At 53.7% G+C, this 24,053-nt stretch carries 25 protein-coding genes; 9 read left to right on the forward strand and 16 right to left on the reverse strand.

Features of this window, described 5'->3' with window-relative positions:
• Positions 1 to 77: 77 nt before the first annotated feature.
• From N7268_RS05035 to N7268_RS05045, 3 genes are all read left to right on the forward strand, one after another.
• On the forward strand, positions 78 to 1,085 hold the full coding sequence (locus N7268_RS05035) for a zinc-binding alcohol dehydrogenase family protein (RefSeq protein WP_260861994.1): 1,008 nt from the start codon (positions 78 to 80) through the stop codon (positions 1,083 to 1,085).
• 1 nt (position 1,086) lies between these two features.
• Positions 1,087 to 1,392: a putative quinol monooxygenase gene (locus tag N7268_RS05040; protein ID WP_260861995.1), complete on the forward strand. Its 306-nt coding sequence runs from the start codon at positions 1,087 to 1,089 to the stop codon at positions 1,390 to 1,392.
• A 126-nt stretch (positions 1,393 to 1,518) separates the two neighbouring features.
• Positions 1,519 to 2,421, forward strand: coding sequence for a carboxylate/amino acid/amine transporter (locus tag N7268_RS05045; protein WP_198906893.1), 903 nt, complete (start codon positions 1,519 to 1,521; stop codon positions 2,419 to 2,421).
• Between the two features lie 28 nt (positions 2,422 to 2,449).
• Here the strand turns inward: N7268_RS05045 and nlpA are convergent, their stop codons facing one another.
• Positions 2,450 to 3,262 (reverse strand): lipoprotein NlpA, encoded by an 813-nt coding sequence (gene nlpA, locus N7268_RS05050; protein ID WP_198906892.1) that lies wholly within the window; start codon positions 3,260 to 3,262, stop codon positions 2,450 to 2,452.
• A gap of 206 nt (positions 3,263 to 3,468) precedes the next feature.
• Positions 3,469 to 3,885 carry a GNAT family N-acetyltransferase gene (locus N7268_RS05055; protein WP_260861996.1) on the reverse strand — a complete coding sequence of 139 codons (417 nt, stop codon included), beginning with the start codon at positions 3,883 to 3,885 and terminating at the stop codon, positions 3,469 to 3,471.
• A gap of 130 nt (positions 3,886 to 4,015) precedes the next feature.
• On the opposite strand from N7268_RS05055, the gene N7268_RS05060 reads away from it, so the two are divergent.
• Both N7268_RS05060 and N7268_RS05065 read left to right on the forward strand, forming a co-directional pair.
• Positions 4,016 to 4,309, forward strand: coding sequence for a YicS family protein (locus N7268_RS05060; RefSeq protein WP_198906890.1), 294 nt, complete (start codon positions 4,016 to 4,018; stop codon positions 4,307 to 4,309).
• Positions 4,310 to 4,402: 93 nt separating this feature from the next.
• Positions 4,403 to 5,785, forward strand: a complete 1,383-nt coding sequence (locus N7268_RS05065) for a glycoside hydrolase family 1 protein (RefSeq protein ID WP_260861998.1) — start codon at positions 4,403 to 4,405, stop codon at positions 5,783 to 5,785.
• Positions 5,786 to 5,803: 18 nt separating this feature from the next.
• Here the strand turns inward: N7268_RS05065 and nepI are convergent, their stop codons facing one another.
• The 5 genes from nepI to N7268_RS05090 form a co-directional block, all read right to left on the reverse strand.
• Positions 5,804 to 6,997 carry a purine ribonucleoside efflux pump NepI gene (nepI, locus tag N7268_RS05070; protein ID WP_260861999.1) on the reverse strand — a complete coding sequence of 398 codons (1,194 nt, stop codon included), beginning with the start codon at positions 6,995 to 6,997 and terminating at the stop codon, positions 5,804 to 5,806.
• Between the two features lie 118 nt (positions 6,998 to 7,115).
• Entirely contained in the window at positions 7,116 to 7,415 is a 300-nt protein-coding gene (locus N7268_RS05075) for a helix-turn-helix domain-containing protein (RefSeq protein WP_198906888.1), read from the reverse strand.
• Positions 7,416 to 7,424: 9 nt separating this feature from the next.
• Positions 7,425 to 7,766 (reverse strand): type II toxin-antitoxin system RelE/ParE family toxin, encoded by a 342-nt coding sequence (locus N7268_RS05080; protein WP_260862000.1) that lies wholly within the window; start codon positions 7,764 to 7,766, stop codon positions 7,425 to 7,427.
• Positions 7,767 to 7,921: 155 nt separating this feature from the next.
• Positions 7,922 to 8,374 carry a DUF1198 domain-containing protein gene (locus tag N7268_RS05085; RefSeq protein WP_260862001.1) on the reverse strand — a complete coding sequence of 151 codons (453 nt, stop codon included), beginning with the start codon at positions 8,372 to 8,374 and terminating at the stop codon, positions 7,922 to 7,924.
• A 52-nt stretch (positions 8,375 to 8,426) separates the two neighbouring features.
• Complete coding sequence (locus N7268_RS05090; RefSeq protein WP_260862002.1) at positions 8,427 to 9,761, reverse strand: NCS2 family permease; 1,335 nt, start codon at positions 9,759 to 9,761, stop codon at positions 8,427 to 8,429.
• A gap of 176 nt (positions 9,762 to 9,937) precedes the next feature.
• On the opposite strand from N7268_RS05090, the gene adeD reads away from it, so the two are divergent.
• Positions 9,938 to 11,710: an adenine deaminase gene (gene adeD / locus N7268_RS05095; protein WP_260862003.1), complete on the forward strand. Its 1,773-nt coding sequence runs from the start codon at positions 9,938 to 9,940 to the stop codon at positions 11,708 to 11,710.
• Between the two features lie 64 nt (positions 11,711 to 11,774).
• Here the strand turns inward: adeD and uhpT are convergent, their stop codons facing one another.
• The 7 genes from uhpT to ivbL form a co-directional block, all read right to left on the reverse strand.
• On the reverse strand, positions 11,775 to 13,166 hold the full coding sequence (uhpT, locus tag N7268_RS05100) for a hexose-6-phosphate:phosphate antiporter (protein WP_260862004.1): 1,392 nt from the start codon (positions 13,164 to 13,166) through the stop codon (positions 11,775 to 11,777).
• 132 nt (positions 13,167 to 13,298) lie between these two features.
• On the reverse strand, positions 13,299 to 14,627 hold the full coding sequence (locus tag N7268_RS05105; RefSeq protein ID WP_260862005.1) for an MFS transporter: 1,329 nt from the start codon (positions 14,625 to 14,627) through the stop codon (positions 13,299 to 13,301).
• Between the two features lie 9 nt (positions 14,628 to 14,636).
• A complete protein-coding gene (gene uhpB / locus N7268_RS05110; protein ID WP_260862006.1) occupies positions 14,637 to 16,139 on the reverse strand; it encodes a signal transduction histidine-protein kinase/phosphatase UhpB in 1,503 nt (500 codons plus the stop codon).
• Entirely contained in the window at positions 16,136 to 16,729 is a 594-nt protein-coding gene (gene uhpA / locus N7268_RS05115; RefSeq protein ID WP_198906881.1) for a transcriptional regulator UhpA, read from the reverse strand. The genes uhpB and uhpA overlap by 4 nt, the downstream gene beginning before the upstream one ends.
• A 141-nt stretch (positions 16,730 to 16,870) precedes the next feature.
• Positions 16,871 to 17,161, reverse strand: coding sequence for an acetolactate synthase small subunit (gene ilvN, locus N7268_RS05120; RefSeq protein ID WP_046671058.1), 291 nt, complete (start codon positions 17,159 to 17,161; stop codon positions 16,871 to 16,873).
• Between the two features lie 3 nt (positions 17,162 to 17,164).
• Positions 17,165 to 18,853 carry an acetolactate synthase large subunit gene (gene ilvB, locus N7268_RS05125; protein WP_260862007.1) on the reverse strand — a complete coding sequence of 563 codons (1,689 nt, stop codon included), beginning with the start codon at positions 18,851 to 18,853 and terminating at the stop codon, positions 17,165 to 17,167.
• A gap of 126 nt (positions 18,854 to 18,979) precedes the next feature.
• Positions 18,980 to 19,078, reverse strand: coding sequence for an ilvB operon leader peptide IvbL (gene ivbL, locus N7268_RS05130; protein WP_003827118.1), 99 nt, complete (start codon positions 19,076 to 19,078; stop codon positions 18,980 to 18,982).
• Positions 19,079 to 19,600: 522 nt separating this feature from the next.
• Here ivbL and tisB point away from each other — a divergent pair.
• From tisB to emrD, 3 genes are all read left to right on the forward strand, one after another.
• Complete coding sequence (gene tisB, locus N7268_RS05135) at positions 19,601 to 19,690, forward strand: type I toxin-antitoxin system toxin TisB (protein WP_198906879.1); 90 nt, start codon at positions 19,601 to 19,603, stop codon at positions 19,688 to 19,690.
• Between the two features lie 119 nt (positions 19,691 to 19,809).
• Positions 19,810 to 20,643, forward strand: coding sequence for a DMT family transporter (locus N7268_RS05140; protein WP_260862008.1), 834 nt, complete (start codon positions 19,810 to 19,812; stop codon positions 20,641 to 20,643).
• Positions 20,644 to 20,866: 223 nt separating this feature from the next.
• Complete coding sequence (emrD, locus tag N7268_RS05145) at positions 20,867 to 22,051, forward strand: multidrug efflux MFS transporter EmrD (protein ID WP_260862009.1); 1,185 nt, start codon at positions 20,867 to 20,869, stop codon at positions 22,049 to 22,051.
• Here the strand turns inward: emrD and N7268_RS05150 are convergent.
• Both N7268_RS05150 and dsdC read right to left on the reverse strand, forming a co-directional pair.
• Positions 21,978 to 23,039 (reverse strand): cellulase family glycosylhydrolase, encoded by a 1,062-nt coding sequence (locus tag N7268_RS05150; RefSeq protein WP_260862010.1) that lies wholly within the window; start codon positions 23,037 to 23,039, stop codon positions 21,978 to 21,980. The two genes, emrD and N7268_RS05150, sit on opposite strands and share 74 nt — an antisense overlap.
• Before the next feature lie 89 nt (positions 23,040 to 23,128).
• The gene (gene dsdC, locus N7268_RS05155; protein ID WP_260863528.1) at positions 23,129 to 24,052 is read right to left on the reverse strand and encodes a DNA-binding transcriptional regulator DsdC; all 924 of its coding nucleotides are present in this window, start codon (positions 24,050 to 24,052) and stop codon (positions 23,129 to 23,131) included.
• Position 24,053 lies beyond the last annotated feature (1 nt).

Genomic DNA, 24,053 nt, shown 5'->3' on the forward strand with positions numbered 1-24,053 from the left:
GAGTGAGCGAGCGTAGCCAACGCACGTGCAGCTTGAAGTATGACGGGTATAAATAGATTCCTGTAACCGGAGAGACTATGAAAGCTATCGCCATTACCCACGCCGCAGCCGAAGGCAATAACATTGCGTTTTTACAAGAGATTGATCTGCCTGTGCCGGTCGCCGCAGGACATGACCTGTTGGTTGAAGTGAAAGCCATTTCCGTCAACCCTGTCGATACCAAAGTCCGTGAAGGTTTTAATGCAGAAGTTCCGCGTGTTCTGGGCTGGGATGCTGTCGGTGTGGTGAAATCCGTTGGCGAAGCGGTGACGCTGTTCAAACCAGGTGATGAAGTCTGGTACGCCGGTGCGCTGGGACGTGCGGGCAGCAACAGCGAATTTCAGCTTGTCGATGAACGCATCGTTGCGCTGAAACCACAATCACTGGACAACGCCTCTGCGGCTGCTCTGCCACTCACCGCCATTACCGCATGGGAAATGCTGTTCGACCGTTTGGGCGTTGAGGAAAACGGCAACGAAGGCGATGTTTTATTGATTGTCGGCGCGGCGGGCGGCGTGGGTTCGATCCTCACCCAACTGGCCAGTAAGCTGACAAAAATGACCGTGATCGGCACGGCATCACGCCCTGAAAGCCAGAAATGGGTACGCGAAGCCGGAGCAGACCATGTGATTGATCACAGCAAGCCACTGACAGAAGAGCTGGCACGGATCGGCATTAAAGAGGTCACGCACGTTGCCAGCCTGAACAATACCGAACAGCACTATCAGCAAATCATCGCCGCGCTGGCTCCGCAGGGCAAACTGGCGTTAATTGACGACCCAGAATCTCTGGATGCGCGTCCGCTGAAGGTGAAAAGCATCTCTTTGCACTGGGAATTTATGTTCACCCGCTCGATGTTTGAAACCCGCGACATCATCGCCCAGCACCATTTACTGACCCGCGTGGCGCAGTTAATCGACAGCAAGGTGATCCACACGACGTTGGGCGAACATTATGGCGCCATCACCGCCGCGAATTTGCAAAAGGCCCACGCCCAAATTGAAACCGGTCGTGCGGTGGGCAAGATCGTTCTGGAGGGGTTTTAACATGTCGGACACTGAGGTGATTTCCATCATTGCGGTACTGAAAGCCAAACCGGGGAAAACAGAGGCACTGAAACAGGCGCTGCGGGCACTTTTGCTGCCCACGCGTCGGGAGCCGGGCAATCTCGAATATGCGCTTTTTCAGCTACGTGACACGCCGGATGTGTTTTACGTCCGCGAATCCTGGCGCGGTCAGGCCGGTCTGGATGAGCACATCAACCTGCCGCATTTCCAGACATTCATTCTGCAAATGAATGACCTGCTGGCCGAGCCGCTACGTCTGGATTATCTGACGCCTGTTGAAGCGTAATGTTAACCCGTTGATTCCCCGAATTTCGGGGAATCAACGACAAGGGATGAGGTATGCCTGCGACCCGAGTCTTCTCTGCTATGATGTCTGCACACAAATAAGACAAAACAACATGCAGAGGAAAAGATGAGTTCCACCAGAAGAGGGATGATGAACGTCCTGATTGCCGCCGTTTTATGGGGAAGTTCAGGGGTTTGCGCGCAGTACATCATGGAGCAAAGCCAGATGTCGTCACAGTTTCTGACCATGACGCGTCTGATTTTCGCCGGTCTCATTCTGCTGATGCTCTCCTTTGTGCACGGCGACAAAGTCTTCTCCATCCTCAAAAACCGTAAAGATGCCATCAGCCTGCTGATTTTTTCCGTGGTGGGGGCGCTTACCGTACAGTTAACCTTTCTGCTGACCATTGAAAAATCTAACGCCGCCACCGCGACGGTACTGCAATTTCTATCACCGACTATTATCGTGGCGTGGTTTTCTGTGGTGCGCAAAGCACGGCCGGGAATACTGGTGCTGACAGCGATCCTGACGTCACTCATCGGTACCTTTTTACTGGTCACCCACGGTAACCCCACGTCGCTTTCCATCTCCCCTGCCGCGCTGTTCTGGGGGATCGCCTCAGCATTTGCTGCCGCGTTCTATACCACGTATCCCTCTACGCTTATCGCCCGCTACGGAACGCTGCCAGTGGTCGGCTGGAGCATGTTAATCGGTGGCATGATCCTGCTTCCGTTCTATGCCGGACAGGGAACCCACTTCGTGGTAAATGGCAGTTTGATTCTGGCGTTTTTCTATCTGGTGGTGATCGGTACGTCGCTGACGTTTAGCCTGTATCTGAAAGGCGCGCAGATGATTGGGGGGCCGAAAGCGAGCATTTTGAGCTGCGCAGAGCCGCTGAGCAGCGCATTACTGTCGCTGCTACTGTTGGGGATTACGTTCACCCTGCCCGACTGGCTGGGCACGCTGCTCATCCTCTCTTCCGTCGTACTGATCTCAATGGATTCCCGCCGCCGCGCCAGAGCGGCATAAAGCCAACCGGCGCGGCAACGGGCGAACATTACCAGCCCGGCACCGCGCCGCCGTTAAAGATCGTTTCCGCCGCTTTCGCCACTTCCGGTGACTGATAAGATTGCAGGAACGCTTTGACGTTCTCAGCATCTTTGTTGTCTTCTCGCGCCACCAGAATATTCACGTACGGCGAGTTTTTATCTTCAATAAACACGCTGTCATGCACCGGAGAAAGCCCGGTTTGCTGAATGTAAGTGGTACTGATGATTGCCACATCCACTTTCTGATCGTCCAGCACACGCGGCAGTTGTGCGCCTTCCAGCTCCATAATATTCAGATGACGAGGATTATCCGTAATATCCAGCGCCGTCGGCAGCAGACCCTTGCCCTCTTTCAGGGTAATCAGCTTCTCTTTTTGCAGCAGCAACAGCGCACGCCCCAGATTCGTAGGATCGTTAGGTATCGCAATGGTCGCGCCATCTTTCAGTTCGGCAACAGTTTTGATTTTTTTCGAATAACCGGCCATCGGGAAGACAAACGTATTGCCCACCGCCACCAGTTTATAGTTATGCGCTTTATTATCCTGCTCAAGGAATGGACGATGCTGGAAAACGTTGGCATCCAGCTCACCGTGATTGGTGGCATCATTAGGCAATAACGAGCCACTGAACCCCACCAGTTCAACGTCCAGACCGTACTTCTCTTTAGCCACTTTCTTCGCGACTTCTGCCACATCCTGCTCTGCGCCGTTAATGACGCCCACTTTAATATGTTTGGCGTCACTGCTTTGCTGGTCGCAACCTGCCAGCAATATTCCCGCCAGCAATACCGTCGCCCCGAAATAAGGTATTTTCAATTTCACGTTTTTATCCTTTTGAAATAACCACCTGATGGGTAATGAAATGACTATAGCGGGAAGGCCGCTGCGGTTTAAAAAACGAAAAAGCATCAGCAAGAAGAAAAAAGCATAACGGAGGAATAAACAAAATCCCGGCAGCATTCACGCTCACCGGGTTGGAAAGCCTGTAAAACCCACGGCGGGTATACAGCAACGCGCACTTCCGGTCATCAAAATGTTTTGGATAAATAATGGCGCGCAGCGCCTGCTTCCGGGAAGTTTTCGAGGGTCATTTGCAGCTGGTAACCGTTCTTTTGATAAAACGGCAATGCCTGAAAGCTCAGGGTATCGACCAGCGCATGCAGACACCCTCTCTCTTGCGCGGTCTGTTCAGCGGCCTGCATCAGTTTCGTACCGAAACCGCCTTTGCGCAGGGATTCATGCATCCATAAAAAATCTATGCACAACCACTCACCTTTAATTTTGCCGATCAATCCTCCCTGTATTTCGTTGCGTTCATCCCGCCAGTAGACCGCCAGATCGCCAAAATTGGTCGTTTTCAGGAACTGGCGGTTATAAGCACGCAACCCGGTCAGCAGCGCGTTTTGATCCTCTTCTGTCACCGTATCCGTAATCTGTATCTGCATTCTATCCTCCTGAAAAACTACAACTTCTGGATGATTATTATTTTCGACACTCACCCAGGCTGATGAGTGAGCCGTCTACCGTCTACACTTACCCTTGAGATGATGCGCACTGACAATAAGGATTATTACCATGAAACGAGCCGTTTTTCCGATTATTGCTGTCCTTTTCGCGCTACCGGGTCTGGCACAGGCCGACTCGGCTTACAGTGCGCTCCAGTCAGTTCATGAAAAAAATACCGTACTGAAGGACTTACGTAAGATTTGCACCCCACAAGGGTCGCCTTCGGACGAGGTATGGGAAAAAACGATTATGTCTGATACGCGTAATCAGCAGCATATCCGCGAAGCGATTTTGGCGATTCAGCGGAGTAATCAAAACAACTACTGGGAAGCACTCGGCAAGATTGAATGCCCGGATTTATAAGCATCATGTAAGAAAATGAGCACTGTAACCGGTTTCTGTGTCGCAAAACGCGTATTGTTGCCATAACGAATAAATAGCAAAGGATCAACAATCATGCGATACCGTTTTCCTGATAACTTCTGGTGGGGCAGTGCCTGCTCAGCGCTGCAAACCGAAGGAGATAGCCTGAACGGCGGCAAAAGCCAGACCACATGGGACGTGTGGTTCGACCGCCAGCCAGGCCGTTTTCATCAGGGGGTTGGCCCGGCAAACACGTCGACATTTTATCAGCACTGGAAACAAGACATCGCCCTGCTGAAACAGCTCAAACACAACAGCTTTCGTACTTCGCTGAGCTGGTCACGCCTGATCCCGAATGGCACCGGCGAGGTGAATCCTGAAGCCGTCGAGTTCTATAACAACGTGATCGACGAGCTGCTGGCGCAAGGCATCACGCCCTTTATCACTCTGTTCCACTTCGACATGCCAATGGTGATGCAGGAGAAAGGCGGCTGGGAAAACCGTGAAGTGGTTGAAGCATTTGGTCGCTATGCCCAAACGTGCTTTACGTTATTCGGCAATCGGGTGAAGCACTGGTTCACCTTTAACGAACCGATTGTCCCGGTAGAAGGTGGTTATCTGTATGACTTCCACTATCCGAACGTGGTGGATTTTAAACGCGCAGCCACCGTGGCGTACCACACGGTACTGGCGCACTCACTGGCCGTTCGCGCGTATCGCGCCGGCAACCATGACGGCGAAATTGGCGTGGTGTTGAACTTAACGCCTTCCTATCCGCGCTCGCAAAACCCGGCTGATGTGAAAGCCGCACACTATGCCGATCTGCTGTTTAATCGCAGCTTCCTCGATCCGGTGCTGAAAGGCGAATATCCGGCGGATCTGATAGCGCTATTGAAAGAGTATGATCAACTGCCTGCATGCCAGCCTGGCGATAGCCAGCTCATCGCCGATGGCAAGATCGATCTGCTGGGCATTAACTACTACCAGCCGCGACGGGTCAAATGCCGTGACAGTGCCGTTAACCCGAATGCGCCGTTTATGCCAGAGTGGTTATTTGATTACTACGAAATGCCGGGACGCAAAATGAACCCTTACCGTGGCTGGGAAATTTATGAGCCTGGCATTTACGATATTATTACCAACCTTCGTGATAATTACGGTAACCCACGCTGTTTTATTTCGGAAAACGGTATGGGTGTGGAAAACGAGCAGCGCTTTATTCAGCAAGATCAAATCAACGACAGCTACCGTATTGAATTTGTGTCTGAACACCTTAAATGGCTACATAAAGGCATCAGCGAAGGGTGTCATTGTCTGGGTTACCACATGTGGACCTTTATTGATAACTGGTCATGGCTTAACGGTTATAAAAACCGCTACGGTTTTGTGCAACTCGATTTAGACACGCAAAAACGAACGGTGAAAAAAAGCGGCGAATGGTTTGCCCATACCGCCGAAAACAATGGCTTTGATTAAGTCCGTGATGGCAGGAGATCACGACATATTCTTGATGCGAACCTTTGCGGCGACCAGCAATGCCGTCAGCAACATCAGGCTGCCGGAGAGCATCAAAGGTGACAGCAGTCCAAGGTTATCAAGCGCATAGCCTCCCACCGCAGCGCCACAGGTATTGGCGAGCTGGATCACGGCGACCTGCACGGATCCAGCTTTTTCTGCCTGATCGGCTAGCGAACGGGTGATCCACGTGGACCAGCCGACTGGCACCAGCGCAAATGACAGCCCCCAGATAATCGCAACCCCTGCCGCCACAACTTTGTCGCTGCCCCACAGGATCAGCACCAGAGCACAGAGCGCCAGCACCAACGGCGCTCCGGCCAACGCCAGTTTGACCGAACGTTTCAAAACCATGGAAGAGAGCGACGTGCCGACAAAACTGGCAATCCCAAAACTCAACAGCACCAGCGTCAGGCCATCAACATCAAACCCCGCCAGGTTCATATACACCGGGCGAATATAGGTAAAGAAGGCGAACTGTCCGGCAAAAGACATAAAGATGGCAATCATGCCGGCCATAACGCCCGGACGTTGCAGCAGGCTGAACATATTTTGTTTTTGATGCGAGGGTTCTCCAGGCAGCGAAGGCAGGGATTTCACCACCCAGATGGTACACAGCACACCCATCACCGCCGCCGCATTAAAGACGTTACGCCAGCCAATAATACCGCCCAAAAAGCTCCCCAGCGGCGCGGCAATCACCAGTGCAATAGAGACCGCCCCAAAGATGACTGACAGCGCTTTCGGCACCGTACGCGCAGGCACCAGACGCATCGTCAGGGATGCCGACATCGCCCAGAAACCACCGAGCGCCAGTCCCAGGCAGGCTCGCCCCATCAACAGCAGTGAAAAAGAATTTGCAAACGAGACCAGCAGGCAGGAAAGCGTGAGCAGCACAGAGAAGAGGATCACCACATAACGGCGATCGGTCGCCTGAATAATCTGGGTGATAAACAGGCTGGCAAACATAGCGACAAAGGCCGTTACGGTCACCGATTGGCCGGCAACCCCTTCCGAAATACCCAAATCCTGCGCCATAGGCGTCAGCAAACTGACGGGCAGAAACTCAACGGTTATCAGGCAGGCAACACAGAACGCCACGGAGAATACCGCCGACCAGTTCGGCCGGGCATTCACCTCAGCGCGGGATTTTTGTTCAATAGCGTCACTCATTTTGTTACCTGCGTGGTGTTTTTGTAGAAAAGTTACGCAGTGTACCATTAAAATTGTGACGCATTTAACGTTTTAGCAACTCACTCATTTGCATCCAGAATGCAAAGCGGTCACATGATTAAATCTGGAATGCCACTCTCTTCCCCGTGGGGAGCTTGACATCAATAGTAAGCTCACCCCCAAGCGCTGCAACATAACGTTTTAGCGTGGACAAGCGAGGGTCATTATCTGCCTGTTCTATTTTTGCAATGGTTGGCTGTTTAACCCCCATTGCCGCGGCCAGTTCTGCCTGAGACAGGTTGAGTTCTTCCCTTAACATATTTAAAGCGATAGCCCGGCGCATCTCTTCTACTTTTTCGGCAATACGCTCCTGGCTTTGGGGGCTCTGTTTAGCCATCAATTCTTTAAGGGTAGCCATAATGATTCCTTACTTGTTAAGGTGCCTGCGATATTCAGCATCAGCGAGCTTGATCATCTCTCTGTAAAATTTCTTTTCGTTTAATCCTGTTTTATCTCCGGCACATAACACAATGCCCCGTCGAGAAGGATCAAATGCAAAGAATGCCCGAACCGGATTACCTTGATGCTGTACGCGTAATTCTTTCATATTGGGAAAATCTGAAGCGTTCACCGTATCCGCAAACGGTCTGCCAAGTTGAGGACCATACTCGGATAAAATCGTGATAGCCGCGAGGAGATCCTCCCTGAGCGCTTCGGTTTGCAACTCGAACCACATGTCGAAAACATCCGTTGTTTCAACATCCCACATTTGCGATCCCTCATAGCCAATAAGCTATAATTACATTATAGCCTACTCGCTATTATTTCAACCGCCCTCAACACAATAATAGAGCGCGATCGCCTGCCAATTCGTCAAAAAGCCAAACCTGGGGATACGATATAAGATAAGAATCGGGCTGGCTCTCAGTGCAGCCAGTACACCCCTTCTTCCGGCTGAAAAAGGGCGTTGTAGCGCATTTGAAAGGTATTGAACTCATGCATATCCGGCTCGACCTCGCGCAAAAAACCGAGCGCCAGGCGTACCTGCGTATCGGTTATGGGCGCTGCCAGCCGGGCTTTTTGCAGTAAACGATGCCACTGCAACAGGTTCTGTTCGCTCCCGTCAACAATCACGATTTGCCAGATCAATAAAACCTGAGCCGCATTTTGCAAATGCGACTCATCCGGGCGATGTAGGTACTGCAAAAACGCATCGCCTTGCGCTTTTCCCATCTGATCGATCATCGATTCTACTGGCACCACGTCAATATTCAGACGCTCACTCAGGCGGCGAATCGCACGTCGAGAGCTGGACGTCAGTACCCGAAAGCCCACAACAAAAACAACAGCCAGTGTGGCCAGCATTATCCAGACCATGAGTTCTCCTGCGTTATCCGCACTCATGATATCTGGAAACAGTCGGTGAATACTAATCCACCAGGATGATTTTCAACGCAAACAGTGCCGCCACGGCGATCACACAAAGGTTCAGCTCACGCCAGCGCCCGGTAAACACTTTCATAATGCAATACGACATGAAACCCAGCGCAATGCCTTCGGTAATAGAAAAACTAAACGGCATCATCACCGTCGTGATAAAAGCAGGCACTGACTCGGTTAAATCGTCCCAGTTAACGCGCGCCAGGCTAGAAGTCATCAGTACACCGACAAAAATAAGCGCACCGGCTGTCGCATAGGCGGGCACCATACCAACCAGAGGAGAAAAGAACATCACCAGCAGAAATAACACGCCAACGACCACTGCGGTCAGCCCCGTGCGCCCCCCAACCGCCACGCCGGACGTACTTTCAATGTACGCCGTGACGGAAGATGTGCCGATAAACGCCCCTGCTACAGAACTGACACTGTCAACGTACAGCGCTTTATTCATATTCGGAAATTTACCGTCACGATCGATTAATCCGGCTTTATCGGTAACGCCAATTAATGTTCCTGATGAGTCAAAAAGATTAATTAACATAAATGAGAAAATAATACCGGCCAGATTCAGCGACAACGCGCCGCGTAAATCAACTTCCCCCATCACGGCACCGATGCTGGGTGGTGCAGAATATATACCGTGAAACTGAACGTCACCCAAAAACAATCCGCAACATGATGTCACCACAATAGAAACCAGCACTGCCGCATGAAAATTTCGCGATGACAAGACCGTAATAATAAAGAACCCCAGAATACCTAACAATACGGTATGAGAGCTTAAATCACCGATCGCCACCAGCGTATCTTTATTGGCGATAATAACACCTGCATTTTTTAACCCCATCAATGCAATAAATAAACCGATACCGCTGGTAATGCCAACACGTAAACTAACCGGGATGTTTGAAATCATCCAATAACGAATACGGAAAAGCGTGAGTAGAAATAATCCGACGGCACCCCAAAATATTGCGCCCATCCCCGTCTGCCAACTCACTCCCATCGCGCCCACAACGACAAAAGCGAAAAAGGCATTCAGCCCCATCGCCGGAGCCAGAGCGACGGGAAGATTGGCAATCAGCCCCATCGCAATACTGCCGATACCCGCAATCAGGCAGGTGGTGACAAACACCACCTTCGGGTCCATTTGCGCTGCGCCCAGTATTTGCGGATTCACAAAAACGATATACACCATCGTTAAAAATGTCGTCATTCCCGCAATCGTTTCTGTGCGTACTGTGGTTCCGTGCTGTTGCAGCTTAAATAGTCTCGCCAGCCGCCCTGAACCCTCGTTTACATCATCACTGATTTCATTATTCATTTTTTTCATCCATTGATGAGAATATAAACCCAGTCTCTTTTTAAAGCAGATGGCATACTTAATTCAGTGATAGTTATCACATTGCAAACGCACGTTAATCGATAAACTTTAAATAATCGCAGTAATTCTTAAATGATAAATAACAATCAAATTGATAAAATCAAAATGAGAAAAATATGAATAATACGATTAACGATAAATTTCATTACATTAGCCGACAGCAGAGGCAAGAATTGCTGGCGGTTTCTCGCGGTGATGCACCTGCTGATTATATTATTGATAATGTCCAAATTCTCGATTTAATCAACGGAGGCGAAATACCGGGGCCGGTTGTGATTAAAGGACAACATATCGCCGGTATTGGCCCGGAATATTCCCGTGCCAGGGCATTACGGCGTATAGATGCCCACGGCGCAACCGCAGTACCCGGTTTTATCGACGCTCACCTGCATATTGAATCCAGCATGATGACCCCAGTGACCTTTGAAACCGCGACGCTGCCTCGCGGGCTCACTACCGTCATCTGCGACCCGCACGAAATCGTCAACGTGATGGGGGAAACCGGCCTTGCCTGGTTTATCCGCTGCGCCGAACAGGCAAAGCAAAATCAGTATATCCAGATCAGCTCCTGCGTCCCGGCGCTGGCGGGCTGCGATATCAACGGCGCCCGCTTCACGCTCGAACAAATGCTCACCTGGCGGGATCATCCGCACGTTGCCGGGCTGGCGGAGGTGATGGATTACCCTGGCGTCATTGCCGGGCAGGACGCGCTTCTCGATAAAATGGATGCTTTCCGCCATCTGACGCTGGACGGTCACTGCCCCGGCCTGCAAGGCAAAGCGTTGAACGCATACATTGCCGCCGGGATTGAAAACTGCCATGAAAGTTACCTGCCGGAAGAAGGACGACGCAAACTGCAGCTTGGAATGGCGCTGATGATTCGTGAAGGTTCTGCCGCCCGCAACCTCGATGCACTGGCTCCGCTTATTAATGCGCTAAACAGTCCGCAATGCATGCTGTGTACCGACGATCGTAACCCCTGGGAGATCGCCCATGAAGGGCATATTGACGCGCTGATCCGACGCCTCATTACACAGCACCACGTGCCGCTACACATCGCTTACCGCGTCGCCAGCTGGTCTGCTGCGCAACATTTTGGTCTGCGCCATCTCGGCCTGCTGGCTCCAGGCAAACAGGCGGATATTGTCCTGCTCAGCGATGCGCACAACGTCACGGTGCAACAGGTCTTTATTAAAGGTGAACCGCTCAGTGCCGATGCGCTGAAAGCGGACGAATCCACCAGGCTGGCGCGCACAGCACCACCATATGGCAACACCGTGGCACGACAGCCGGTCGATGCCACGGATTTTCAGTTCAACTTTACTCCCGGAAAACGCTACCGGGTGATTGAGGTTATCCCCAACGAATTAATCACTCCCGCCAGCGAATGCTGTTACACGGAAGACGGTTTTGATCGCGATGATATGTGTTTGATTGCCGTTCTTGAGCGCTATGGTCAGCAGCACCCGCCTGCCTGCGGTTTATTAGGCGGATTTGGTCTGAAGGAGGGCGCGCTGGCAGCGACCGTCAGCCACGACAGTCATAACATCGTGGTTATTGGTCACAGCGCTGAAGAGATGGCGGTGGCGGTGAATCAGGTGATCGCCGACGGCGGTGGCTTATGCGTGGTTCGTCACGGACAAGTGCAGTGCCATTTAGCGCTGCCCATCGCCGGACTGATGAGCACCGATACGGCCGAATCACTGGCTGAACAAATCGATGCGCTGAAAGCGGCGGGTCGGGCGTGCGGCACACTCCCCGATGAGCCCTTTATCCAGATGGCATTTCTCTCTTTGCCCGTGATCCCGGCGCTAAAACTCACCAGCCAGGGATTGTTTGATGGCGAAACATTTACGTTTACCACGCTGGAGATTGTCGACTCACCGTAAGGAACCACGAAACCGAGGCATAAAAAAGCCCGCCATGATGGCGGGCAAAAGTTACCCTACACACTTAAGCGGTTTTTAACTGCTGAATCTTTTTCTCGCGGCGGATCTTACGTTCTTCGAATACGGCCACGATAGCCATCAGACAGATACAGCCGATAGCGGCGGTATCCAGCGCGGCGAACGTCCCTGCCCAACCGGTCAGACCGAAGACGGGAGTGCCGTCGGCAATCATCCCCAGACCCAGTTTGGCGAAGCTGTCACCAATCAGATAAGCGAAAGTACCTTTAATCCCATCGGCAGCGCCGATCGCTTTTTTCGGTACGAAACCGACGGCCGCCACGCCGATTAACAGCTGCGGACCAAACACCAGGAAGCCGAGCGCAAACAGGGACGCCAGATAGACGTACTGGTTGCTGGCATGTTGATAGACACCCAGCGTGGCGATAATCAGCGCCAGCGCAACACAAGCTACCAGCGCACGACGACCGTTGGCGAGGTCAGAGAGCCATCCCCACAACAGCGTGCCCACCAGTGCGCCCACTTCAAACAGCGTGAAGCCCTGAATCGCCACTTCTTTGGACAGTTTCAGTTCCTGGAAAGCATACACGGTTGACCACTGGTCGATACCGATACGCACCACGTACAGGAAGATGTTGGAGAAGCACAGCAGCCAGATCACTTTGTTTTTCAGCACATACTCAACAAAGATCTGCCATTTGGTCATCTCGTTTTCTTCGGTCTCTTTGTCCTCTTCGCTGATCTCTTCGCCGAACAGCTCTTCGGCTTTACCAAGACCATACGATTCCGGGGAGTCGCTGCCATAACGCAGGCCGATAAAACCGACGATCAACGCGATAATGGACGGGAAAATAAACATACCGATCACGTGACCGTCAAACAGGTAGTTCGCACCAAATAACGCCACGCCTGCCGCACCTGCGCCACCGAGGTTATGGGAGATGTTCCACATGCCAAGATAAGATCCACGCTTGCGACGCGGCGTCCATTTGGTGATGGTCGAATAGCTGCACGAGCCGCCGGTACTCTGGAAGAAACCACTCAGCGCATAGAACGCAATCATCAGAAACAGGCTGGTTGACCCTGCGCCCATGCTGGCGCTGAAGCCAAGCATACAAATGGCGGAGAGGATCAGCATGAACGGCAGGAACTGTTTGGTGTTTTTGCCATCTGCGTAATAGGAGACCAGCGTTTTACCCACGCCGTAGGTGATGGAGAAGCCCAGGCCAATCATCCCCAGTTGCGTCATGCTCAGCCCGTAGGTGGAGATCATGTCGTTCTGCGCGATGTTAAAGTTTTTGCGGATCAGGTACATGGTCAGGTAGCCGATGAAAACCACCAGATAGGACTGCATGAACGGTTTGAACCACATTTTGCGCCGCACATCGAGCGGCAAATCCAGGGTCGGTTTACGCACCTGGTTTAAGAAGGCCAGCATGATTGAATTGCTCCTGAGCTGATTTTTGCAGCATTGTAAAAATCAGCCGGGAGAGACGCCTGAGACAGCGTCCAGGTGAAACCGGGAAAATTTCTTAGTTTTGCCCCTCTCGGGGCAAAAAGGTGAGGTGCATCACGCTTCGCTGACGTCGCGTGGAGCCTGCGCATTCAAAAACGGCAGCAACAGCAGCGCGGAAATGCCCGCCGCAATGGCGATGACCACGAAGAAGCCCGTCCAGTGCCAGACTTCCATCACCTTCGCCAGCGGCCAGCCGGAGAGCGATGCGCCGAGATACGCAAACAACCCGACAAACCCGGTTGCCGCGCCTGCAGCATCTTTGTGCGAGCACTCCGCCGCCGCCATGCCGATCAGCATTTGTGGGCCGAAGACAAAGAATCCGGTAGTGAAAAAGCACGCCGCCTGCAGCACGTAACTGGCAAACGGCATCAGCCACAACGAGCCCACGGAAAGCAGTATCCCGGCGGCAAAAATCAGATTCATTGGACCACGGTTGCCGTTGAACAGTTTATCCGACCCCCAGCCTGCGACCAGTGCGCCGATAAATCCGCCCAGCTCGAACATCGTGACGGCCGAATTGGCGGTAACCAGATCGACGCCCAGCGTTTCCGACATATACAGGTTGCCCCAGTCGTTGATCGCCGCGCGCACAACGTACACCAGCACATAGCACAGCGACAGTAGCCAGATGTAGGGATTCAGCAGCACGTATCGGGTGAGGATCTCCTGACGGGTCAGCCCCGCCCCCTCCTGCTGCTGGGCGATTTCCAGCGCATCGTGCCGCCAGTCACCAATCGGCGGCAGACCAATCGCCTGCGGCCTGTCACGCAGCCGCCAACAGAGAAATATCCCCATCACAATCGCCATGATCCCGGCAATCATCATGCCCGCCCGCCAACCGTAATACAGCGCAGCGGCGCCCATCACGATGGGGATCAACGCCCCGCCGACGTTGTGCGCCGTGTTCCACAACGCCCACCAACCGCCGCGCTCGGTACGCGAGTACCAGGCGGTCAACAGACGGGCGCACACGGGCGAACCCCAGCCCTGGAAAAACGCGTTCAGCGCCCACAACACGGCAAACGCCCACAGCGACGTGGAGAAACCGAACAGAATGTTGACCACCCCGGTGGCTATAAGGCCGATGCCCATAAAATAGCGAGCGTTGGAGCGATCGCTGACGATGCCCGAAATAAATTTCGACAAGCCATAAGTGATGTAAAACAGCGTCGCCAGCAGGCCGATATCGCTACGGGTCAGCACACCGCTGGTGAGAATTTCCGGCACCGCGGCATTGAAGCTTTTGCGGGTAAAATAGAACAGCGCATAGCCAAACCAAATGGTCAGCAGAATATGTCGCCGCCAGTAGCGGTAGCGAGCATCAACGTCGTGTTTATCGGTCAGGCGCGGCGCGTTGGCCGGGGCTTTTAAAAACGCAAACATGGCCGCTCCTTACGCATAACGCTGAGGCAAAGAGACGCTGACACGCGTACCGTGCGTGCAGGATATGGCGAGCGAACCGCCGAGAGCGGTGATGCGCTCGCGCATCCCGGTAAGCCCAAATCCCTGATGATTCGCACCCGGCGGCAGACCGCTACCGTCATCCTCAATCACCAACATCAGTCGCTCATCCTGAAGCCAGCCCTGCAGCGTCACCGCGCTGGCATTGGCGTGCTTCACAATGTTGTTCAGCCCTTCCTGACAGACTCGAAACAGCGTCACCCGCTGGCTTTCGCTGAGCGCCGATTCGTCTATCCGCCAGTCAAGATGGCTGACGATGCCGCGACTCTCCAGCTCCATCTCCCGCATCAGCGAACGGATGGCCTGTTCCAGCGTCAAATCGTCGAGTTGCCGTGGGCGCAAACGCCCCAGCAGACGACGCACCGAATCATACACGCCCAGCGAAAGCTGCTCGATGTGCGCCCCGCTCTGCTTCACCCCGGCATTTTCTGGCGCCAGCCGCTGTACGATGCCCGCCTGGGTACGAATGGCGGTGATGGTCTGGCCGATGTCGTCGTGCAGCTCACGCGCCACGTCACGCCGCACGCTCTCTTCGGTTTCCAGCAGACGTTCCGCCAGACGATGGTTACGCGCCAGCTCGTTTTGCAGCGACTGATTGAGTTCACGCAGACGCTGGATGCCCGCACCGAGCAGCAGCCCGGTCAGGCTTTGCACCAACAAGGAGAGCAGTAAATCAACGGGGTGATCGTGCCAGGTCTGGCTGGCAATCAGCGCGATCGCGTTCATCAGCGTCGCAATCAGCGCCCCCTGCCAACCGTAATGCCAGGCAAGCGCAATAATCGGCAGCGCCAGGCAGAACGGCGTAAAGCGGGACAGCTCATCCGGCAACCCCAGCTGAAGCCACAGGCTGACGCTGAATAACAACAGATACCAGACCAGATGCCGCCCGCGCCAGTTGACGGGCTGGGAAACAACCGCCGGCCCCAGCGGCAACCAGGTCGTGCTGGTGAGGTAGTGCCAGAACACCAGACAGATGGGCGCCAGCGTCAACCCACCGGTCAGGGTCAGCAGCAGCGCGTTCCATGCCACTTCGCCTTGTCCCAGCCAGGGCAACGATTGCAGTAGCGCCGCCGCAGTCAGCGCCGCCCCCTGCAATAACAATGTGCGCCAGTCGCGCTGATGGCGATAACGCCAGATCAACGTTACGGGTAGCAGTGTCAGCAGGCTACCGATCATCAAAAGGGAGAGATGAGCCAGCGCCACTTCTTGCGCCAGCCAGAAAAGCAGCACCCACTCCGCGCCCAACAGCACCGGCCAGTAACCGCGCGGGCATTGCAGCATCAGCCCCAGACGCAGACCAAACGGAAACAACAATACCGCCAGCTCCGGTCGGGCCACCAGATGCAGACTGATGCTCCACAGGCAAAACCAGGCGGCAGAGAAGATAAAAAAGCAGGCGAGAACGGTGATTAACCGGGAGAAAAGCGTGTTCATTGCCAGCCGTCAAACATCCGGCGCGCCAGTTCGACGTCGTTGCTGACACCCAGTTTTTCCATCAGATTGGCGCGATGGACGTGCACGGTTTTCGGTGACAGCCCCAGCTCGGCGGCGATCTCTTTTACCGCCATTCCTTGCGCCAGTTTTTCCGCCACCTGCCGTTCGCGTTTGGTCAGCGGGTCCTGACGCCCGGTCGCCAGTTTGACAGCGATATCCGGCGTTAAATAGCAGCCGCCCGTTGCGACCGTGTGTACCGCCGCGATCAGTTCGTCGGGGCTACAGCGTTTGGAGAGAAAACCGCGTGCGCCAGCGTTCAGCGCCTGTTCGACCAGTGCCGGGCTGTCATGAACGGAGAGCATGATGATCGCCATCCCTTTTGGCAACTGGCTGAGCAGTTCAAGCCCGGAAATATCCGGCATGGAGATATCGCAGATACAGACCTGTACGCCACGTCCCGGCAATCCCGCCAGCGCCTCGCGTCCCGAGCCAAACTCGGCAACAACCTGCAAATCAGGTTCCAGCCCCAGCAGCTGCGCAAAGCCGGAGCGGACGATGAGGTGATCGTCAATGAGAGCAACGGTAATCATGGGTTTTATCCTGGCGGGTATAAAAAACGCGCTTACCTTAACGAGATACACTTCATCCTTCAAGCGGCTCTGCGTTGGATACGCCTGTTTACCCCAGTCACTGATGTCAGTAAGCGCTGGGGATTCACAGACTTGAGCGGATTACTCGAAGAAGACGGTAATTTTATTAAACATCGACGGATCGGACTGGTTGCGCGAAACTTTCACCACATCTTCCAGTTTATCGATCTGACTGATCATCTGCTCCAGGCGCTGGTCGTCATTGACCAGTAGCCAGATGCGGCTCTTATCGCTGTCCTGAATCGGTAGACAAAGAATGCCTTCCACGTTGAACGCACGGCGGGCAAACAGACCGCAGACGTGGGTCATTACGCCGGGATGGTTACGCACGGTGAGTTCAAGAATTACGTTGTCATGAGTCTGCTGTTGCATGGCTTATTCCCCCACCATTTCTGTATTAGCCGCACCCGGCGGTACCATCGGATACACTTTCTCTTCCGCATCGATGCGCACATGGATCAGCGCCGGTCCAGGACGATTGATGATCGCCTGCAGCGCGGCCTGCGGGTCCGCTTCGTGGTTTAAATCACAGGTTTCGAGGCCAAAACCCGCAGCAATCTGCATAAAGTTAATCATCCCCGGATAGGTGGCCGCAAACACCCCCTGCTTGTAGAACAAACTTTGTTGCTGATACACCAGACCCAGCGCTTCGTTATTCATCAGGATGATTTTAATATCCAGCTGGTTCTCGCTGGCGGTCGCCATTTCCTGAATATTCATCATCAGGCTGCCATCGCCTGAGAAACACAGCACTTTTTTATCCGGGTTCGCCAGCGCAGCGCCAATCGCCGCAGGCAGGCCAAAGCCCATGGTTCCCAGACCGCCGGAAGTCAACCACTGACGAGGACGGTTCAGCGGATAAGCCTGCGCCGCCCACATCTGATGCTGGCCGACGTCGGTGGTGATAATGGCGCTGTCATCCACGCAGGCGGCCACGGCGTTGATCAACCCGTAATGGCTGAGCGGATCGCTTTCCTGTGGAATAGTGCAAGGGAATTCGCGTTGTAACTCGGCCACCATTTGATGCCACGCTTCCCGCGGCTGCGCGTCAATCAGTGGGATCAGTTGTGCCAGCACCTCATCAACATCGGCCTGAATCGCCACGTGCGGTTGTTTGATTTTCCCCAGCTCCGCGCGGTCGATATCCACGTGGATAATTTTTGCATTCGGGCAGAACTGTTCGGTTTTACCAATCGCCCGGTCATCAAAACGCGCGCCAAGAACGATCAACAAATCGGCTTCTTGCAGAATAAAGTTAGTACTGCGCGCGCCGTGCATCCCCAGCATACCGAGTGACAGCGGATGTGCTTTTGGCAGCATGCCGAGCGCCATTAACGTCATGGTGGTTGGCAGCGTTGCTTTTTCTGCCAGTTCGCGTACACGCTCAGGCGCATTAATCACCCCGCCGCCGAGGTAAAGTACCGGGCGCTGCGCAGCGTTAATCATGGCTGCAGCATCACGAATGCTCTCCTGGCTGAACGCTGGCGACGCCATTTTCTGCGCAGCCTCCGGCATCTCTTCAATGTCAAATACGGCGGTTTGAATGTCCTTAGGAATGTCTATCCACACCGGACCTGGACGCCCTGACTGCGCAATGCGAAAGGCATCGCTCATGACCTGCGGTAATTCATTGATATGACGGACCAGATAGTTGTGCTTAGTGATGGGGATAGAGATGCCGTAGGTGTCCACTTCCTGGAAGGCGTCGGTACCGATCATGGAGGCCGGAACCTGCCCGGTGATACACACCAGCGGGATAGAATCCAGGCGCGCATCCGCGATGGCGGTGACCAGATTCGTCGCGCCTGGTCCGCTACAGGCCATACACACGGCAGGTTTACCGTCGGTTCGTGCCATGCCCTGCGCGATAAACCCTGCGCCCTGCTCGTGGCGCGCCAGGATATGACGGATTTGCGTGCTTTGGCTTAAGGCGTCGTAGACGGGGAGAATGGAGCCGCCAGGAATACCGGTGACGACCTTGATTCCCTGACGTTCCAGGAAATGAACGATAAATTCTGCGCCCGTAAAGCGGGTACGCTTGGATGTTGTGCCCGAACTTGCCATGCTCCAGTCCTTTTATTCTGGGCCGACTTTACGCGTTGTACTTCACGTATCCGGGAGGGCTTAGAAACTAAAAACCCCGCCCGGTTTGCGCCGGCGGGGTTTTGGAATCGTGTGTTGTTCCGGACCCTACGGCGCATTGCCGACGACCACCACCACACGCACGACAACCGCTGCGCGAGATGGCGCAGTTTTTAGTAGGGTCGCAGTCAGCATGGAAGGGTTCATTAGGGACCTGTCTGTTTGTTGATTAACTGGATTTATACAAACACAGGTTTTTCAGCGTGACAATGGAAAAATTTTCATCTGCATAAAAATGCGTCAACGATCACAATTCGCTGTACGTAATGTAAAAAACAAAAAACCCCGCCGAAGCGAGGTTTTTTTCAGCGCTACGCGGTTGGTGGCCGCCGAACACACTGTGTTATGTCAACAGAAAAAGTATACGCGTTAAGCGAAGAACACGCAATTTCGGCACGAATTTTGATGTTTTTGAGTATGGTTCAGCGAGGTCTGAAAGTCCACATAATACTGTTATTTTATACAGTATTTATCTATAATGTCTCAGTACGCAATGTGTTATGCGGGGGCCGCATCGTAAACCGGCGCAATAAAGTCCTGGCTGAAACGGGTGGTGCCGTCAGTGCCTGAACCCCGTGTGAGCACACTGTGTTATGTCAACAAAGGTGCTGGCAACAGGCAGCGGCAAGGTACGCCAGCACCGTGCTCCTTGTACCAAAAGGAGAGCGTATGAGCCTCGTGGATATCGCTATTCTTATCCTCAAACTCATTGTTGCAGCACTGCAACTGCTTGATGCCATTCTGAAATACACGAAGTAATTCAGATTCAAGTCGCACCTAAGAGGAGCGGGCAACCGCTCCTCTTTCACCCTCTCCCTGGTGCTTGTGCCGCCTCAATATGTTACGTTTTTATGACATTCTCATGGAAGAAGACCGCTATGACGCTTTCCGTTTTCTGCATTTTACTGTTTGCTGCACTGCTCCATGCCAGCTGGAATGCCATTGTAAAAGCGGGAAACGATAAGCTTTACTCGGCCATCAGCGTCAGCGGATCTGCGGCGGTTATGGCGCTGATATGTTTGCCTTTTGCCCCTCATCCATCAGCAGCCAGCCTGCCCTATTTAGCGGTCTCAACCGTCTTGCAGGTGATTTATACCGTCCTGGTCGCCAAAACCTATCAGGTCTCAGATATGAGTCAGACCTATCCCTTAATGCGCGGTACGGCTCCGCTGTTGGTGGCGATCATTAGCGTCCTGTTCCTTGGTGATAGCCTGTCACTCATGGCATGGGTGGGGATCGCCACAATATGCCTGGCCATTCTTGGGATGGCATTTAACGGGCGCAGCCGTTCACAACGGGGGATTGTCCTGGCGTTAATCAATGCCTGCTTTATCGCCGGATATACGCTGGTCGATGGAACCGGCGTACGGTTATCAGACACCGCGCTGGGCTATACGCTGTGGACATTCTTTTTGAACGGCTCCAGCTTGCTGTGTTGGGCGATGATCGCCCGACGTCGGGAAGCCTCGCGCTATCTGGCACAGCAGTGGAAAAAGGGGATCTTAGGTGGCATAGGCACCATGGGCTCTTACGGGCTGGCGCTGTGGGCTATGACGCAGGCCCCGCTGGCGGTAGTCGCCGCACTGCGTGAAACCTCCATTCTGTTTGGCGCCCTGCTTGCCTGGTTGCTGCTCAAAGAGAAAGTCGCCGGAATGCGTCTTTTCGCCGCAGGGGGCATTGCCGTCGGGGCGATCCTGCTGCGTTTGTCGTAATTATTTAGCTGACGGATCGCCTTGCCCGGTCCATTGACAGACCCTGATGCAATCCGGCAACATTACTTGCCGCTTTTCGTTTACATTTCCTGCCGTTCCCCTCTCAACCATTGTAGTTATGAATATGGCCTTCTTTTTTTAATGTGGTAGATTCCACGCGCATTTACGGGAATTCATAGCACCTTATTCTTCTTTTTTCTCTTTTTTAAAAGTAATCAGCGAAATGAAAAGGCATAGAAGCGTCAATTTGTTGTTGATGTTGGTACTCCTGGTCGCCGTCGGTCAGATGGCACAAACCATTTATATCCCCGCCATTGCCGATATGGCACGTGAACTGAACGTTCGCGAAGGGGCGGTACAAAGCGTGATGGCCGCCTATTTGCTGACCTATGGCGTGTCACAGCTGTTTTACGGCCCGCTTTCCGACCGCATTGGCCGCCGTCCGGTGATCCTGACGGGGATGTCCATTTTTATGCTGGCGACGGTGATTGCCATTACCACCCAAAGCCTGACGGTGCTCATTATCGCCAGCGCAATACAGGGTATGGGCACAGGCGTCGGCGGTGTGATGGCGCGTACCTTACCGCGCGATCTGTATGAAGGCACCCAACTGCGTCATGCTAACAGTTTGTTAAATATGGGGATCCTGGTCAGCCCACTGTTAGCGCCGCTGATTGGCGGCCTGCTGGATACCGTGTGGAACTGGCGTGCGTGCTTTATTTTCCTGCTCCTTCTGAGTGCAGGCGTGACCTTTAGTATGGCGCGCTGGATGCCAGAAACGCGCCCGGCAGGCGCCCCGCGTACCTCGCTGGTCACCAGCTATAAGACCCTGTTTGGTAACGGAGCCTTCACCTGTTACGTCCTGATGCTGATCGGGGGACTGGCGGGCGTTGCCGTCTTCGAAGCCTGCTCCGGCGTCTTGTTGGGTGCGGTGTTGGGTTTAAGCAGCATGGCGGTCAGTATTCTGTTTATTCTGCCGATCCCGGCCGCATTTTTTGGTGCGTGGTTCGCCGGTCGCCCTAATAAACGCTTCTCAACGATGATGTGGCAGTCGGTCATTAGCTGCCTGTCCGCGGGGTTGATGATGTGGATCCCGGGTCTGTTTGACGTGATGAATGTCTGGACGCTGCTCGTCCCCGCAGCCCTGTTTTTCTTCGGCGCCGGGATGTTGTTCCCACTGGCAACCAGCGGTGCGATGGAGCCTTTCCCGTTCCTGGCCGGGACCGCCGGTGCACTGGTGGGCGGCTTACAGAACATTGGTTCCGGTGTACTGGCCTGGTTCTCCGCGATGTTGCCGCAGACCGGGCAAGCCAGTCTTGGTCTGCTGATGACCCTTATGGGGCTGCTGATTTTGGTGTGCTGGTTACCGCTGGCGTCACGTGTGTCCCATCAGGGGCAGGCGGTTTAAGTGCATGATGGCCCGGTTTATCACCGGGCTTTTCACATTCAGGCGCAATCAGGGTGTTCAGTAGCGATTCCTGCAACGGACGCCATGCCCCTTCCTCACCATCATAAAATTGCATATCCGCATTGATCGCATAGGGAATTTTCGCTCTGTTCAGTTCACATGCCATAAATCTGGCGAACGCGACCTGCGAGGATGAAGGCGTATTTTTGATGGTTTCCCCCGGTGACCAGCCCCCCACCCAACTCACATGACCGGTTTTCTGCTGCCAGTGGAGCGCGGTGTTAATGCGGGCGCGAATCGCCGCCTTTTCAGCCCCCGTCCCCGACGTCCACGGATATTTCCCATTATTTTTTAGCGGTCCCCACGGGAAAATATGCCATTCAGCGAGAACGTAATTCTGGCTTTGCGGCGGCAGCTTCAGGCTCGACAACTCTTCCGGCGCAGCGCGCAGGCGGGGGGCAACGAAGATCATGCGCTGTGGGTCGATGGCATGGATGGTGCGAATCGTTTTGTCATATACCCGATTCAGCGACACTTGATTGTGATTGAGCTTCTCGGCTGGTTCATAGATCAGATCAAAGCCCAATAACGGTGAGCGTTGACGAAAGTAATGCGCCACCGCGACCCACCAGTTAACCACCTCTTTTTCGTTTCCGGCGCTGGGATCTTTTTTATACTCATCCGCCTGATACGCAATAATTGGGATCACGCCATACTGTTCACAGGCTTCCACCAGTTTACGCAGATGAATCAGCCTGGCTTCGGTTGGCTCTCCTGCAACGCGAATCCGCACATGGGCTAACCCTTTCGCCTTGAAATCCCGCACGACCAGTGGATCAAACTCGCGGATACCCTGTTCGGTACGTGCCCAATCAACATCCATTCCCACCCCAAGCTGTTGCGCATAGCGCGCAGCCGTTAACGGCGGTTCAGCTGCACACACGGCGGTGCTGGTCAGCAACAAGAGAGAAATGAGCGGCTTTAACACGGTTGTCCTCAGGCATTAACCGGGAGTGATATCACGTATTTAGCATACTCTCAGGCATCAGGTGTAGCGCGAAAACGTAATAAATATCATCACACCTGCTCTTGCAGCCAGCCAATAAAGGCCTCAATTTTCGGCCACTGCCGACCCGGCAGCGTGGTGATGTAATAGTGTTGATGGCATTTCACCGCCATATCGCCGAAAGGCGCAACCAGCTCTCCACTGTCGAGGCGCTTTTGAACCAACCGTTTTCGCCCCATCGCCACGCCGATGTGATTCATTGCAGCAATGACGGCTAAATCCGAACGATCGAAGCCAATACCCGATGATGTCGGCAAATTCACTGCAAAATGTTGTGCCCAGCTATGCCATTCATCGGTACCTGAATCGTTGCTCCACGCCTGCCTGTCATGCAACAGCGTACAGTGCGGCAAGTTCATCAGCGAACCGCTCAGGTCATAGCGACGGGCATATTCAGGGCTGCATACCGGCAGGATCGCTTCATCCATCAGAAAATGGTGTGTCAGTTGTGCTGACGGCGCATCGTCAAAATAGATAGCCAGATCGATCCCGGCACGTTGCAAATTAACGTTGTCATTTCCGGTCAGTATGGTCAGCGAAATCGACGGATAGCGGCGGGTAAAGTCACCCAGGGCAGGCACCAGCCAGCACTGGGCGATAGAGGGTCGCGAGTAAACGGTCAACGTCCCGGACAGCTCCTGGTTTTTGATGTCGAGAATTTCCTGGTTAAGCGTATCCAGCGACGATTTCAGCGCCCAGAACACCCGCTTGCCTTCGTGGGTGAGTTCCACTTTGCGATGTGAACGGACAAATAACTGGATGCCCAGTTCTTCTTCAAGCTGATTAATCCGATGGCTCACGGCGCTGGGGCTTAACGAAAGCTCATCTGCCGCCAGTGCGAATGACTGATGCCTGGCCGCCACTTCAAAAGTATAGAGTTTTGATAGCTGCCAGCCATTCAGCAGACGATTTCTGACGTCGCGCAAGGGGTCCATA

Origin of the sequence: Citrobacter sp. Marseille-Q6884, assembly GCF_945906775.1 — a bacterium.
In the GTDB taxonomy this organism is placed as follows: Bacteria; Pseudomonadota; Gammaproteobacteria; order Enterobacterales; family Enterobacteriaceae; genus Citrobacter.

Coding starts and splice junctions, on each gene's coding strand:
- adeD (WP_260862003.1), top strand. CDS start 9,938: ATGAATAATACGATTAACGATAAATTTCATTACATTAGCCGACAGCAG.
- N7268_RS05055 (WP_260861996.1), bottom strand. CDS start 3,885: ATGCAGATACAGATTACGGATACGGTGACAGAAGAGGATCAAAACGCG.
- tisB (WP_198906879.1), top strand. CDS start 19,601: ATGAGCCTCGTGGATATCGCTATTCTTATCCTCAAACTCATTGTTGCA.
- ivbL (WP_003827118.1), bottom strand. CDS start 19,078: ATGAACCCTTCCATGCTGACTGCGACCCTACTAAAAACTGCGCCATCT.
- ilvB (WP_260862007.1), bottom strand. CDS start 18,853: ATGGCAAGTTCGGGCACAACATCCAAGCGTACCCGCTTTACGGGCGCA.
- ilvN (WP_046671058.1), bottom strand. CDS start 17,161: ATGCAACAGCAGACTCATGACAACGTAATTCTTGAACTCACCGTGCGT.
- N7268_RS05060 (WP_198906890.1), top strand. CDS start 4,016: ATGAAACGAGCCGTTTTTCCGATTATTGCTGTCCTTTTCGCGCTACCG.
- uhpT (WP_260862004.1), bottom strand. CDS start 13,166: ATGCTGGCCTTCTTAAACCAGGTGCGTAAACCGACCCTGGATTTGCCG.
- N7268_RS05085 (WP_260862001.1), bottom strand. CDS start 8,374: ATGGTCTGGATAATGCTGGCCACACTGGCTGTTGTTTTTGTTGTGGGC.
- N7268_RS05045 (WP_198906893.1), top strand. CDS start 1,519: ATGAGTTCCACCAGAAGAGGGATGATGAACGTCCTGATTGCCGCCGTT.
- uhpA (WP_198906881.1), bottom strand. CDS start 16,729: ATGATTACCGTTGCTCTCATTGACGATCACCTCATCGTCCGCTCCGGC.
- N7268_RS05080 (WP_260862000.1), bottom strand. CDS start 7,766: ATGTGGGATGTTGAAACAACGGATGTTTTCGACATGTGGTTCGAGTTG.
- N7268_RS05075 (WP_198906888.1), bottom strand. CDS start 7,415: ATGGCTACCCTTAAAGAATTGATGGCTAAACAGAGCCCCCAAAGCCAG.
- N7268_RS05140 (WP_260862008.1), top strand. CDS start 19,810: ATGACGCTTTCCGTTTTCTGCATTTTACTGTTTGCTGCACTGCTCCAT.
- nepI (WP_260861999.1), bottom strand. CDS start 6,997: ATGAGTGACGCTATTGAACAAAAATCCCGCGCTGAGGTGAATGCCCGG.
- N7268_RS05105 (WP_260862005.1), bottom strand. CDS start 14,627: ATGTTTGCGTTTTTAAAAGCCCCGGCCAACGCGCCGCGCCTGACCGAT.
- emrD (WP_260862009.1), top strand. CDS start 20,867: ATGAAAAGGCATAGAAGCGTCAATTTGTTGTTGATGTTGGTACTCCTG.
- N7268_RS05040 (WP_260861995.1), top strand. CDS start 1,087: ATGTCGGACACTGAGGTGATTTCCATCATTGCGGTACTGAAAGCCAAA.
- N7268_RS05090 (WP_260862002.1), bottom strand. CDS start 9,761: ATGAATAATGAAATCAGTGATGATGTAAACGAGGGTTCAGGGCGGCTG.
- dsdC (WP_260863528.1), bottom strand. CDS start 24,052: ATGGACCCCTTGCGCGACGTCAGAAATCGTCTGCTGAATGGCTGGCAG.
- N7268_RS05065 (WP_260861998.1), top strand. CDS start 4,403: ATGCGATACCGTTTTCCTGATAACTTCTGGTGGGGCAGTGCCTGCTCA.
- uhpB (WP_260862006.1), bottom strand. CDS start 16,139: ATGAACACGCTTTTCTCCCGGTTAATCACCGTTCTCGCCTGCTTTTTT.
- N7268_RS05035 (WP_260861994.1), top strand. CDS start 78: ATGAAAGCTATCGCCATTACCCACGCCGCAGCCGAAGGCAATAACATT.